We start from the raw sequence: 12,799 nt of genomic DNA, 5'->3' as shown, positions 1-12,799 counted from the left end.
GGACATGTGGGATGCCGCCCGCAGCGGCGCGAAAAGGCCCGGGCCCCGCCCACGAGCTGCGGGAACGGGGCCTGGGCGGGACGAGCGGGGGGTCCGGCGAGCGGCTGCGCGGGGCGCGGCGGCGGCCGGCTCGGGGTGGTGCTCAGCCGGCGACGGAGATCTTCGGCTCGCCGGAGGCCACGCCGTCCTTCTCCATCTGCTCGGCGATCTTCAGCGCCTCTTCGATGAGGGTCTCGACGATCTTCGACTCGGGCACGGTCTTGATGATCTCGCCCTTGACGAAGATCTGGCCCTTGCCGTTGCCGGAGGCGACGCCGAGGTCGGCCTCGCGGGCCTCGCCGGGGCCGTTGACGACACAGCCCATGACGGCGACGCGCAGCGGCACCTCCATGCCGTCCAGGCCCGCGCTGACCTCTTCGGCGAGCTTGTAGACGTCGACCTGGGCGCGGCCGCAGGAGGGGCAGGAGACGATCTCCAGGCGGCGCTGCTTGAGGTTCAGCGACTCCAGGATCTGGAGGCCGACCTTGATCTCCTCGACGGGCGGGGCCGAGAGGGAGACGCGGATGGTGTCGCCGATGCCCTCGGAGAGCAGGGCGCCGAAGGCGACCGCGGACTTGATGGTGCCCTGGAAGGCGGGGCCGGCCTCGGTGACGCCGAGGTGCAGCGGGTAGTCGCAGGCGGCGGCGAGCTGGCGGTAGGCGTTGACCATGATGACCGGGTCGTTGTGCTTGACCGAGATCTTGATGTCGCCGAAGCCGTGCTCCTCGAAGAGGGAGGCCTCCCACAGCGCGGACTCGACCAGCGCCTCGGGGGTGGCCTTGCCGTACTTCTTCAGCAGCCGCGCGTCGAGGGAGCCGGCGTTGACGCCGATCCGGATCGGGGTGCCCGCGTCCTTGGCGGCGCGCGCGATCTCCTTGACCTTGTCGTCGAACTGCTTGATGTTGCCCGGGTTCACGCGGACCGCGGCGCAGCCCGCGTCGATCGCCGCGAAGACGTACTTGGGCTGGAAGTGGATGTCGGCGATCACCGGGATCTGCGACTTCTTCGCGATGGTCGCGAGGGCGTCGGCGTCGTCCTGGGTCGGGCAGGCCACCCGAACGATCTGGCAGCCCGAAGCCGTCAGCTCGGCGATCTGCTGCAGCGTGGCGCCGATGTCGGAGGTCCGGGTCGTGGTCATGGACTGCACCGAGACGGGTGCGTCGCCGCCGACGGCGACCGAGCCGACCTGGATCTTGCGGCTGACCCGGCGGTCGGCAAGCTTGGTCGGCACGGACGGCATTCCGAGAGAGATGGCAGTCATCTGCTGAGCAACCCCAAGGTGTGGATCAAGGTGTGGATCGAGGTGGATCGAGGTCCCGGGATCGGCGGGCTCCAGCGTTCGAGATTACGCCAATCAGCGCGCCCCCCGCGCATCCGAGGGGCCGTACCACCCGAACGTAGGGAGTCGGGCACGATTCGTGGCCGACTCCCCCTGGAGTGCGGTACGACAATCGGCCGATCCTGAACGAGGATCAGCTGATCTTGATCGGGTTCACCACGTCCGCCACCATCACCAGCAGCGTGAAGCAGACGAAGACCCCGGCCACCAGGTAGGCGGCGGGCATCAGCTTGGCGACGTCGAAGGGACCCGGGTCGGGGCGCCGGAAGACCCGCGCCACGTTGCGCCGGAGCGACTCCCACAGGGCGCCGGCGATGTGCCCGCCGTCGAGCGGGAGCAGCGGCAGCATGTTGAAGAGGAACAGCGCCAGGTTGAACATCCCGACGAGGTTCAGGTACATCACGAGCTGATCGGTGACCGGGATGTCGAGGTTGGCGATCTCGCCGCCGATGCGGGCCGCGCCGACGATGCCGATCGGGGAGTCCGGCTCGCGCTCGCCGTTGCCGAAGGCCGCGTTCCACAGCGGGGGGATCTTGGACGGGAGCTTGAGCAGGCCGGTGACGCTCTGGTCCACGACGTCGCCCATGTGGGTCACGGACTGGCCGAAGCTGAGCGCCTCGGTCTCCCGCGCGGGGCCGAAGCCGAGGAAGCCGGCCGTGACGAACTGTCCCTTGACGTAGCCGCCCTGGCCGTCGGTCTTGCCGACGGTGTTCTCGATCAGCTTGGCGTTGAGGGTCAGTTCCTTGCCGTCGCGCAGCACGGTGATCGTGGCCGGCCCGACGGTGGCGCGGATCCTGTCCTGGAGCACGGACCAGTCGTCGACCTTCTGCCCGTCGAAGCCGACGATCCTGTCGCCGGCCCGGAGCCCGGCGGCCTTGGCCGGTGCCACCGGGTCACCCGGCTGGCAGGTGGTGCGCTTGTCGCTCTGCTTCAGGACGCAGTCCGAGACCGAGGAGACCTTGGTCGTCTGCTGGGTGACGCCGAAGGTCATCCACACGCCGAAGAAGACCGCGAGGGCGAGCACCAGGTTCATGAAGGGGCCCGCGAACATCACGATGACGCGCTTCCAGGGCTTGCGCGTGTAGAAGAGCCGCTTCTCGTCGCCGGGTTCGAGCTCCTCGTACGCCGCCGAGCGCGCGTCCTCGATCATCGACCGGAAGGGCGAGGTCGAGCGGGCGGTGACCTTGCCGTCCTCGCCGGGCGGGAACATCCCGATCATGCGGATGTAGCCGCCCATCGGGATGGCCTTGAGGCCGTACTCCGTGTCGCCCTTCTTCCGCGACCAGATGGTCCGGCCGAAGCCGACCATGTACTGGGGCACGCGGATGCCGAACATCTTGGCCGTCGACAGGTGGCCCAGCTCGTGCCAGGCGATCGAGATCAGCAGCCCGATCACGAAGATGAGCATGCCGATCACGGTCATCACAATCGTCATGCGCGCGCCTCCACTGCGGCCTGTGCCGCCGTCTCCCGGGCCCGGGCCCGTGCCCAGGCTTCCGCTTCCAGGACGTCCTGGACGGTCAGAGAAGTTCCCGAGCTCGGGGTTCCGTGCTCGTCGACCACGGCTGCGACGGTATCCATGATTGCTGTGAACGGCAGCCGACCGGCCAGGAAGGCCGCCACGCACTCCTCGTTCGCCGCATTGAAGACGGCGGGGGCGGTGCCGCCGAGGGTGCCGACGTGCCGGGCCAGGCCCACGGACGGGAAGGCCTCGGTGTCGAGCGGGAAGAACTCCCAGGTGGACGCCTTGGTCCAGTCGAATGCGGGGGCCGCGTCGGGGACCCGCTGGGGCCAGCCGAGGCCGATCGCGATGGGTCCGCGCATGTCGGGCGGGGTGGCCTGGGCGAGGGTGGAGCCGTCGGTGAACTCGACCATCGAGTGCACGTAGGACTGCGGGTGGACCACGACCTCGATGCGGTCGAAGGGGATGTCGTAGAGCAGGTGCGCCTCGATGACCTCCAGCCCCTTGTTGACCAGGGTCGCGGAGTTCACCGTGATGACGGGGCCCATGGCCCAGGTGGGGTGCGCGAGGGCGTCCTCGACCCGGACGTCGGCGAGCTCGGCGCGGGTGCGGCCGCGGAAGGGGCCGCCGGAGGCGGTGACGACCAGCTTGCGCACGTCGGCGCGGGTGCCGGCCGCGAGGGCCTGGAAGAGCGCCGCGTGCTCGGAGTCCACCGGGATGATCTGGCCGGGCTTCGCCAGCTCCTTGACCAGCGGGCCGCCGACGATCAGCGACTCCTTGTTGGCGAGCGCGAGGGTGCGGCCGGCCCGGAGCGCGGCGAGGGTGGGCGCGAGGCCGATGGAACCGGTGATGCCGTTGAGGACGGTGTGGCAGTCGGACGCGGCGAGTTCGGCCGCGGCGTCCGGCCCGGCCAGGATCTCGGGCATCGGCTCGGCGCCGTACTGGTCGCCCAGCGCCTCCTTCAGGGCCGGCACGACGTCCTCGCGGGAGACCGCCACCGTCTTCACCCGCAGCAACCGCGCCTGCTCCGCGAGCAGCCCGACGCGGCCGCCCGCGGCGGACAGCGCGGTCACCCGGAACCGGTCCGGGTTGCGCAGGACGAGGTCGATGGCCTGGGTGCCGATGGATCCGGTCGACCCGAGGACGACGATGTCCCGGCGGCCGGCCGCGGCGTCGAAGAGGAGGTGCGGGTCGGCGAGGGGGGATGGGCTGTCGCTCATCCCCCTATTGTTGCCCCATCGCCGGCCCGCTCGGACACCGTCTCCCTAGGAGGAGGCGCCCGATCCCTTGGCGAACTTCTCCCACTGCGCCGTGACGATCTCCGGCGGCACGGCGCCGAAGTCCTTGATGTCGAGAATGTCGGAGCGGAACGAGAGCGTGACCGCGCCGGAGCGGATCACCGTCAGGTACTTGTACAGCGAGAGGTTCTTCTCCTTCACGTCCTGGACCACGATCCGGTACGCCTGCGCCTCGTCCCCGAGCTTCGGCGCCTGGACGGCCTCCACCTTGAGGACCTTGCCCTCGGCCAGCATCCGGTCCTCGGTGTAGCCGCCCGCGCAGCTCTTGCCCGCGGCGGCCAGGGACTTCAGGGCCGCGTCGGCGGCGGTCCCGTCCTTGTACGAGCGCAGCAGGATGTCGGTGCCGACGCCCGTCAGCTCACCGGGCACGCTCGTGTGCGCGTACGCCTGGGCGGTGTGGCCCGCCTTGCCGAGGCTGGTCAGCGGCGCGCACACCGCGGGGGTGACCTCGTACGACTCGTTGATCGGCTCGTCCAGGACCGGTTCGCCCGCCTGGTAGGGGCCGGTCGTCTCGCCCGGGGCGAGGGCGAGGGCCTTCAACCGGTCGGCTCCGGGGCCCGGGGCCGCCGGGGGCACCGGGGTCGGCGCGCCCTGCGTGCTCGGCGCGCTCGGGGCCCCCGTGCGGGGCGCGGGCACGCCCGTCTCCTTGTCCACCTGGTCGGAGCCGCCGCAGGCGGTGGCTCCGACCAGGAGCAGCGCCCCGAGGGCGGCCCCCGTCGCGCGCCGGACCGTCGTCGTGTTCCGCACCCTGTACATCGTGTCCCCGTCCCCTTTGGATCATGCCGAGGGGACGATTGTCCGACAGGTGTCCGACAGGTCAGCGGATGGGTCGGTGCACGTTCTTGTGCGCGGAGGGTCCGGGGGTGGCGTCGGCGATCCACGGGCCGTCGCCGGAGGGGTCCAGGACGCCCTCCTCCAGCCAGGTGTAGACGCCGCCGAGGACGCCTTCGACCACGGTGCGGTCGAGGTCGTCGGTGTTGTCCCAGAGCCGGCCGAAGAGCTCCTCGACCCGTAGCCGGGACTGCCGGCAGAAGGCGTCGGCCAGCTGGTAGGCCTCGCGACCGTGGTCGCCGGTGGCGCGCAGGTGCTCGGCGCGCACGCAGGCCGCGCTCATCGCGAAGAGCTCGGCCCCGATGTCCACGATCCGGCCGAGGAAGCCCTGTTTGGTCTCCATCCGGCCCTGCCAGCGGGACATCGCGTAGAAGGTCGAGCGGGCGAGTTTGCGGGCGCCGCGCTCGACGTACCGCAGGTGGGTGGCGAGGTCGGGATGGCCGCTCGGGTGGAAGGCGCGGTAGGTGCCGGGGACCTGGCCGGCGCCGGTCGCCAGTTTGGGCAGCCAGCGGGCGTAGAAGCCGGCGGCCCGGGCGCCCGCCCTGGCCTTGTCGCCGAGCGCCTTGTCGGGGTCGATGAGGTCGCCCGCGACCGAGAGGTGGGCGTCGACGGCCTCGCGGGCGATCAGGAGGTGCATGATCTCGGTGGATCCCTCGAAGATCCGGTTGATGCGCAGGTCGCGGAGCATCTGTTCGGCGGGGACGGCGCGTTCGCCGCGGGCGGCGAGGGACTCCGCCGTCTCGAAGCCGCGGCCGCCGCGGATCTGGACCAGTTCGTCGGCCATCAGACAGGCCATCTCGCTGCCGTACAGCTTGGCCAGCGCGGCTTCGATGCGGATGTCGTTGCGGTCCTCGTCGGCCATCTGGGAGGCGAGGTCGACCATCGCCTCCAGCGCGAAGGTGGTGGCCGCGATGAAGGAGATCTTGGCGCCGACGGCCTCGTGCCGGGCGACCGGGCGACCCCACTGCTCGCGCACCCCGGACCATTCGCGGGCGATCTTCAGGCACCACTTGCCCGCGCCGACGCACATCGCGGGCAGCGACAGCCGGCCGGTGTTGAGGGTGGTCAGGGCGATCTTGAGACCGGCGCCCTCGGGGCCGATCCGGTGGGCGGCCGGGACCCGCACCTGGTGCAGCCGGGTGACGCCGTTCTCCAGCCCGCGCAGGCCCATGAAGGCGTTGCGGTGCTCGACGGTGACGCCCGGCGAGTCCGCTTCGACGACGAAGGCGGTGATGCCGCCCTTGTGCCCGTCGGACTTCGGCACCCGGGCCATGACGACGAGCAGGTCGGCGACCACGCCGTTGGTGGTCCAGAGCTTCACGCCGTCCAGGACGTAGGTGTCGTCGCCGTCGGGCACGGCCGTGGTGGCGAGCCGGGCCGGGTCGGATCCGACGTCCGGTTCGGTGAGCAGGAAGGCGCTGATGTCGGTGCGGGCGCAGCGCGGCAGGAAGAGGTCGCGCTGTTCCTGGGTGCCGAAGAGCTTGAGCGGCTGCGGCACGCCGATCGACTGGTGTGCGGAAAGCAGGGCGCCGATCGCCGGACTGACGGAGCCGACGAGGGCCAGCGCCTTGTTGTAGTACACCTGGGTGAGGCCGAGGCCCCCGTACTTGGTGTCGATCTTCATCCCGAGGGCGCCGAGCTCCTTGAGCCCGCGCACGGTCTCGTCGGGGATCTTCGCCTCGCGCTCGATGCGGGCGCTGTCGATCTCGGTCTCGCAGAAGGCGCGCAGCCGCTCCAGGAAGGCCTCGCCGCGCCGGACGTCCTCGTCGGCGGGGAGCGGGTGGGGATGGATCAGGTCGAGCCGGAAGCGTCCCAGGAAGAGCTCCTTGGCGAAGCTGGGCTTGCGCCAGTCCTGCTCCCGGGCCGCCTCCGCGACCTGTCGGGCCTCGCGCTCGGTCACCTTGGGCTGTGTTGCGGACATGCGCAGCTCACCTCGCCGCCGAATCGGATGATCAGGTGATTACCGGTCGGTGCTACCAGTGAGTCGTACCCGCTTCGGGCGCGGGGGAAAAGGGGCCGGGCAAAAGAGGGACGGCCCGAACCCCCGCACAGTGGGTTCGGGCCGTCGGCTCATCGCCGTACGAGTCGGCTCAGATGTCGAGGCCCGTGAGGACCAGGACGCGCTCGTAGGTGTAGTCGTCCATCGCGTAGCGGACGCCCTCGCGGCCCACGCCGGACTGCTTGACCCCGCCGTACGGCATCTGGTCGGCGCGGTAGGAGGGGGCGTCGCCCACGATCACGCCGCCGACCTCCAGCTCGCGGTGGGCGCGGAAGGCGGTCTGGATGTTCCGCGTGAAGACACCGGTCTGCAGGCCGAACTTCGAGTCGTTGACGGCGGCGAAGGCCTCGTCGACGCCCTCGACCTTCCGCAGGGTCAGGACCGGTCCGAAGACCTCCTCGCAGGCCAGCTTGACGCCCGCGGGCAGCTCGGCGATCACGGTGGGCTCGTACGAGGCGCCCTCGCGCTTGCCACCGGTCAGCAGCTTGGCACCCGCGGCCACGGCCTCGTCCACCCAGGACTCGACGCGCTTGGCGGCGTCCTCGGAGACCAGCGGGCCGACGTCGGTGCCGGCGTCGGACGGGTCGCCGGTGACCTGGGCCTGGACCTTCGCGACGACCTTCTCGACCAGGCGGTCGTAGACGGTGGCGTCGGCGATCACGCGCTGCACCGAGATGCAGGACTGGCCGGCCTGGTAGTTCGAGAAGGTCGCGATGCGGGTCGCGGCCCAGTCGAGGTCGGCCTCGGAGGACCAGTCGTCCAGGACGACGGCCGCGGCGTTGCCGCCCAGCTCCAGGGTGCAGTGCTTGTGGGGCACCGACTGCTGGATGGCGTAGCCGACGGTGTCGGAACCGGTGAAGGAGATGACGGGCAGCCGCTCGTCCTTGACCAGGGCCGGCATCTTGTCGTTGGCCACGGGGAGCACGGACCAGGAACCGGCCGGGAGGTCGGTCTCGGCGAGCAGCTCGCCCAGGATCAGGCCGGAGAGCGGGGTGGCCGGGGCCGGCTTCAGGATGATCGGCGCGCCGACGGCGATGGCCGGGGCCACCTTGTGGGCGCACAGGTTCAGCGGGAAGTTGAACGGCGCGATGCCGAGGACCGGGCCCTTGACGAAGCGGCGGGTCAGGGCCAGGCGGCCGACGCCGCCGGCGTCGGTGTCCAGGCGCTGGGCGTCACCGCCGTTGAAGCGGCGGGCCTCTTCGGCGGCGAAGCGGAACACGGAGACGGCGCGGCCGACCTCGCCGCGGGCCCACTTGATGGGCTTGCCGTTCTCGGCGGAGATCAGCTGGGCGATCTCCTCGGTGCGCTCGGCGAGCCGCTTGGACACGTGGTCCAGGGCGGCGGCCCGTACGTGGGCGGGGGTCGCCGAGAACTCCGCGGTCACGGCGTGGGCGGCCGCCACGGCTTCCTCGACCTGCGCGTCGGTGGGCACGCTGACGGTGCCCACGACGCGGCCGTCCCAGGGGGACGTGACGTCGAAGCTGTCCTCGCCGGTGGCCTGGCGACCGGCGAGCCAGAAGGCGTGGGTGGAAGTCATGGCGAATCCCGGCCCTTCGGAGTGTGTGCGGAGTCCTTGTCCCTCCCACCGTAGGACTCCGCCGCGGATTCGGCGCTTGTCCGGCGTGGAGTGGGGCCCGGGCGTGGTGCGCCGGTTTGTCAGGGGACGGCCCGGCCCGGGGTCAGGACGGGGCGTCGGTGCCCGCGACCTTCAGGGCGAGCCACAGCTCCATCCGGACGTCCGGATCGTCCAGGGAGCGGCCCAGGATCTCCTCGACCCGGCGCATCCGGTAGCGCAGCGTGTGCCGGTGCACCCCGAGGTCGGCGGCGGCCGCGTCCCACTGGCCGTGCCGGGAGAGCCAGGCCCGCAGGGAGGCGACCAGGTCTCCGCGGCCGATGGCGTCGTGGTCGATCAGGGCGCGCAGCGTCCCGTCCGCGAAGGCCCGTACCGCGTCGTCGGCGAGCAGCGGCAGCACGGATCCCGCGGCCAGGTCGTCGTGCTCCACGAGAGGGCGGCCGCGCCGCCGGGCGACGACGAGGGCCTGGTCGGCCTGTTTGTAGGCGGCCGCGGCGCTCGCGGAGCCCGCGGGAGCGGACAGGCCGACGACGAGTTCGTCGGGCTCCGGTCCCGTCGTCTCGCGCCCGCGCCGCGATTCGAGGGCTTCGGCGTGGTCCGCCACGGCCGCGGCGGCCGCTCCCCCGTCCGCGGCGAGCACGACCAGCCGGCCGGGCTCGTTGACCACCAGCAGGGCCTCGCCGCTGCGGGCCGCCGCCGACTCCACGGCGTCGGCGAGCAGCGCGAGCCCCTCGGGCTGCGCGGTGCCCGCCAGGGCGGGTTCGGCGATGACGAGGCGGAAGGGTGCGTCGAGGAGTACGCCGTACAGGTCGCCGGCGACGGCCCGGGCGTGCGCGGTCTCCCCGTCCAGCAGCAGCCGCAGCACGGCCGAGCCGAGTCGGGATTCGGCGTCGTGCAGGGAGCGGGAGCGCTCGGTGGTGAGGGTGAGGAGGGCGACCGCGGAGTGCACGGCGTACCGCTCGGCGGTGCCCAGCGGGGCTCCCGTCCCGACGGCGAGGGCGCCGCGGGCGCGCCGGCCCGTGCCCAGGGACTGGAGCTCGACCCGGTCCTCGGAGCCGCCGACGACGGCGCTGGCGGGGGCGGGCCGCTCGCGCAGCCGCTCGACGTCGGGGGTGAGCCGGGCGGCCCGCCGGGCGGCCCAGTCGGGGGCGGCGGCGACGACCGCGCCGGAGGTGTCGTAGAGGGCGGCCCAGCCGTGCACGTGCGCGGCGAGCTTGGCCAGGAGCTCGGCGGGGCCGTCGGCGGAGAGGGCGGCCCGGGTCAGTTCGCGCTGGGCCTCGAAGCCGGCGGTGACGGCCCGGTACTGGTCGGCGGCCAGGGCGGCGGAGACGGCTTTGCTGATGGCGAGGAAGGGGGTGCGCCGCGGCACCTCCAGCAGGGGGAGGTCCTCGGCGCGGGCCGCCTCGACGAGCGCCTCGGGGACCGCCTCGTAGTTGACGCCGACCGCGAAGCCGAGGCCGACGACGCCGGCGGCGGCGAGCCTGCGGACGTAGCGGAGCATCTCCTCGGGATCCTCCGCGTCCAGCTTCATCGCGGTGATCAGCAGCAGCTCGCCGCCCTCCATGTAGGGGACGGGATCGGCCAGCTCACTGACGTGGGCCCAGCGGACGGGGGTGTCCAGGCGGCTCTCCCCCGCCCGGACGCTGAGCTTGAGCGCCGAGTGCTGGACGAGCGAGGCGAGGGTGAGCGGCATCGGATACCAGCGGCCTTAGGGCGGAGGGGGAATTTCGCCGTGTCGTACGAACGGCACCCCTCGATTCTGCCACCTCGTACGGGTTGCCGAACCCGCGATCGGGACGGTCGCTCAGCCCGCCAGCGAGACGAGCAGCGGAGCCGCCCGCTCCCCGTCCACCGAGGTCAGCGAGAGCACGGCGTGGCCCGGGGGCACGGTGTTGGCCAGGGCAGAGGCGGACCAACGCTCGCGTTCCACCTGCCGCACGGTGACGGCGTCCGTGGTGACCGCCTTGCCGGTGATCAGCTTGCGCACCGTGTTGATGAACCGGGTCATGGGCTGGTCGGCGTAGACCGTCCGGCTCGTGACGTCCCGGGTCTCCACCAGCTCGGTCCCCCAAGCGTCGGCGAACCACTTTCCGTCCCAGGTGGTAACACCGGAGAATGCCATCCGGCAGCCGACGGCGCCGAGCAGCGGAGTGCGCAGCGGTTCCGGTACATCGTCCAGCGTGCGCAAGGTCAGGAGCACCCCGGCGTTGGCAGCGCGCAACCGCTGGATACCGCGGACGGTTCCCGAGGTGAGGGTGTGCGAGGCGTCGTCGATGGCGAGGAAGGCGAAGAGGGAGCGGTCGCCGCGCGCCGCGGCCGCGGCATTGAACTGCGCGAGCAGCAACCGGGCCAGCAACCGGGAGGCATCCGCGTGTCCGCGCTCGGGGAGGTCGATACGGACCCGGACGGGGTGCTCCAGGGCGCGCAGGGAGAACGGCCGCCCGGCGCCGGAGGTGTCGAAGAAGCCGTGGAAGGCGGGTCGGTCCAGTAGGGCGACCCGGTCGGCGAGGCTTGGGCCGGGGTCGCCGTGTGCCCCGTGCTGCCGGGTCCTGGCGTCAAGGTCGCGCAGCATGTCCTGGCGGCCCGCGTTCTCCAACTCCTGGCGCAGCGCGCCGAGCGTGGCGGGTCCCCCGTCGAGGAGTTCGCGCAGCTCCGGCACGGTGGGGAAGCGCTCGTACGCCGCCCGGAAGGGCCCGATGAGCTGGGCGAGGACGGTAGCGCACCGGCGTACGTCGATGCCCGGGACGTCACCGACGAAGGCCTCGGCGAGCACGTGGGCGGCCTCATCGGGATCGGTGGTGCCACCGTAGAGGTCGAGGTCGTGGACAGAGGCCGGGTCTCCTGGGCGCACCACGATGTCGTAGGCGCTGTCGGATCCGAGCGGCGAACCGGCGACCGTGACGGCGATCAGTGCGGCCTCGCCGGCCAGTGCCTGGAGCATCAGCGATTCGACGGCGGGCTGCACCAGCCGGGTGGTCTTGCCCGCTCCCGATGGGCCGACGGCCAGCACTGAGGTACCCAGCACGCTCGGGTCGAGAGCCAGGCCGGTGCCGCGCCGATCGTGCGGGTTGGGTTCCGCGTGGGTCACGCCGCCGAGGCGGACCTGGGCGACGGTCAGGTCGTGGTTGGCGGTGCGTGCGGGCAGGTCACGGGCCCCGGAGGGGTGCCCGCAAGCGGCGGCGCCCTTGTCCCGTACGGCCCGGACGAAGGCGGTGTGGCGCGCCGGGTCGGCCAGGACGGAGTCCCAGGCCCGGCGGATCCGCACGTGATCGACGTCGTTCATCCGCCCGGCGGCAGCCTCGCCAGCAAGGCGGTCGGCGACCTCCGACAGGCCGGCCGCACGCAGCTGCGGCCACGCAGCGGGGTCATCGGGACCGCCGGGGGCGACCGGGAGGGGCTCGCTGGGGGCGGCGGGGCCCGCGATGACCGACTGCACCAGGCCCGGCCAGTCTCCCAGGCGTCCGAAGAAGAGGATGACGGGGAGGTAGATCAGCACGTAGAGGACGTAGGTGATGACCGAGCTGCCGGTTTCACCGAGTTCCGCGTACGGGAGGTGGGCAAAGGCAAGTGGGTAGACCGGCAGGACCTGGTGCTCGATCAGCAGGACAACCACCGTGGCACCTGCAGCTGCGCCCAGCGCGCGGTACCACGGGCCGCGCTCGGCGATCAGACGATCGAAGGCCGCGCGCCAACCGCCGATCTTGGCGAAGCCGAGGAACAGGCCCACCGTGACCAACAGCTCGTAGAGCTCGAGGGCTACCCGGCCTGGGTCGCCGGCGGGAGCGGACACCAGCTCCTTGGTCCACCAGCTGTCGGGGGTGAAGTAGTAGAGCGGAGCACCGAGCAGGGGGAGCTTCCCGTCGAGGAAGGCCTGCCAGCACACGAAGAAGACGAGGAAGGCGACGACGACGCGGGTGAGCACCGACCGGTCGGTGTCGGGCCGCTTCGGCGCGGCCGGAACGTGGCCGTAGCGCCACACGCCCGGTCCCGCGGCGGGACGCGGGACGCGGAGCCAGGCCGCGAAGGGAGAGGAGGCGGGAGCATCGGAAGCGGTTCGCGCGCCCGCGACTGTTCCCGGGGCGTATCCAGGCACGGGCGGCGGGACGGTGGCAGGACGGGGCGGCAGCCCCTCGGGCAGGGGCGGCGGTGGCCCCGACGGGCGGGGGGGCTGGCCCTGGCCCGGTACGGCCCGGGCCGTGTCCGGGTCCGGCGTGTCGTACGCACCGTGCGCGCCGTGCGTGCCGTCGGTGTCCATGAA

8 protein-coding genes are annotated in these 12,799 nt (G+C 72.2%); all 8 read right to left on the bottom strand.

All coding sequences use genetic code 11. The features are described from left to right. Positions 1-142: 142 nt before the first annotated feature. Positions 143-1,300, bottom strand: coding sequence for a flavodoxin-dependent (E)-4-hydroxy-3-methylbut-2-enyl-diphosphate synthase (gene ispG, locus ACIBEA_RS28925; RefSeq protein WP_399265814.1), 1,158 nt, complete (start codon positions 1,298-1,300; stop codon positions 143-145). A gap of 211 nt (positions 1,301-1,511) precedes the next feature. After that, on the bottom strand, positions 1,512-2,813 hold the full coding sequence (locus tag ACIBEA_RS28920; RefSeq protein ID WP_399265812.1) for a M50 family metallopeptidase: 1,302 nt from the start codon (positions 2,811-2,813) through the stop codon (positions 1,512-1,514). Beyond that, positions 2,810-4,060 carry a 1-deoxy-D-xylulose-5-phosphate reductoisomerase gene (gene dxr, locus ACIBEA_RS28915; protein WP_399265810.1) on the bottom strand — a complete coding sequence of 417 codons (1,251 nt, stop codon included), beginning with the start codon at positions 4,058-4,060 and terminating at the stop codon, positions 2,810-2,812. Before dxr ends, ACIBEA_RS28920 begins: the two co-directional genes overlap by 4 nt. 45 nt (positions 4,061-4,105) lie before the next feature. Beyond that, positions 4,106-4,885, bottom strand: a complete 780-nt coding sequence (locus ACIBEA_RS28910) for a hypothetical protein (RefSeq protein ID WP_399265808.1) — start codon at positions 4,883-4,885, stop codon at positions 4,106-4,108. A 70-nt stretch (positions 4,886-4,955) separates the two neighbouring features. After that, positions 4,956-6,890, bottom strand: a complete 1,935-nt coding sequence (locus ACIBEA_RS28905; RefSeq protein ID WP_399265806.1) for an acyl-CoA dehydrogenase family protein — start codon at positions 6,888-6,890, stop codon at positions 4,956-4,958. A 169-nt stretch (positions 6,891-7,059) separates the two neighbouring features. Next, positions 7,060-8,505 carry an aldehyde dehydrogenase family protein gene (locus ACIBEA_RS28900; RefSeq protein WP_399265805.1) on the bottom strand — a complete coding sequence of 482 codons (1,446 nt, stop codon included), beginning with the start codon at positions 8,503-8,505 and terminating at the stop codon, positions 7,060-7,062. Positions 8,506-8,647: 142 nt separating this feature from the next. Next, positions 8,648-10,234, bottom strand: coding sequence for a PucR family transcriptional regulator (locus tag ACIBEA_RS28895; RefSeq protein WP_399265803.1), 1,587 nt, complete (start codon positions 10,232-10,234; stop codon positions 8,648-8,650). A gap of 111 nt (positions 10,235-10,345) precedes the next feature. Next, positions 10,346-12,796 carry an ATP/GTP-binding protein gene (locus tag ACIBEA_RS28890; RefSeq protein WP_399265801.1) on the bottom strand — a complete coding sequence of 817 codons (2,451 nt, stop codon included), beginning with the start codon at positions 12,794-12,796 and terminating at the stop codon, positions 10,346-10,348. Between the last annotated feature and the right edge of the window lie 3 nt (positions 12,797-12,799).

Source organism: Streptomyces sp. NPDC051555 (assembly GCF_044454405.1).
In the GTDB taxonomy this organism is placed as follows: domain Bacteria; phylum Actinomycetota; class Actinomycetes; order Streptomycetales; family Streptomycetaceae; genus Streptomyces.
Note: the sequence above shows the minus strand (reverse complement) of the source record. Positions and strands in the feature narration are given on the sequence as shown.

Bases quoted from the DNA above. Each gene is read 5' to 3' on its own strand.
- ACIBEA_RS28900 (WP_399265805.1), bottom strand. From the start codon at position 8,505: ATGACTTCCACCCACGCCTTCTGGCTCGCCGGTCGCCAGGCCACCGGC.
- ACIBEA_RS28890 (WP_399265801.1), bottom strand. From the start codon at position 12,796: ATGGACACCGACGGCACGCACGGCGCGCACGGTGCGTACGACACGCCG.
- dxr (WP_399265810.1), bottom strand. From the start codon at position 4,060: ATGAGCGACAGCCCATCCCCCCTCGCCGACCCGCACCTCCTCTTCGAC.
- ACIBEA_RS28920 (WP_399265812.1), bottom strand. From the start codon at position 2,813: ATGACGATTGTGATGACCGTGATCGGCATGCTCATCTTCGTGATCGGG.
- ACIBEA_RS28895 (WP_399265803.1), bottom strand. From the start codon at position 10,234: ATGCCGCTCACCCTCGCCTCGCTCGTCCAGCACTCGGCGCTCAAGCTC.
- ispG (WP_399265814.1), bottom strand. From the start codon at position 1,300: ATGACTGCCATCTCTCTCGGAATGCCGTCCGTGCCGACCAAGCTTGCC.
- ACIBEA_RS28905 (WP_399265806.1), bottom strand. From the start codon at position 6,890: ATGTCCGCAACACAGCCCAAGGTGACCGAGCGCGAGGCCCGACAGGTC.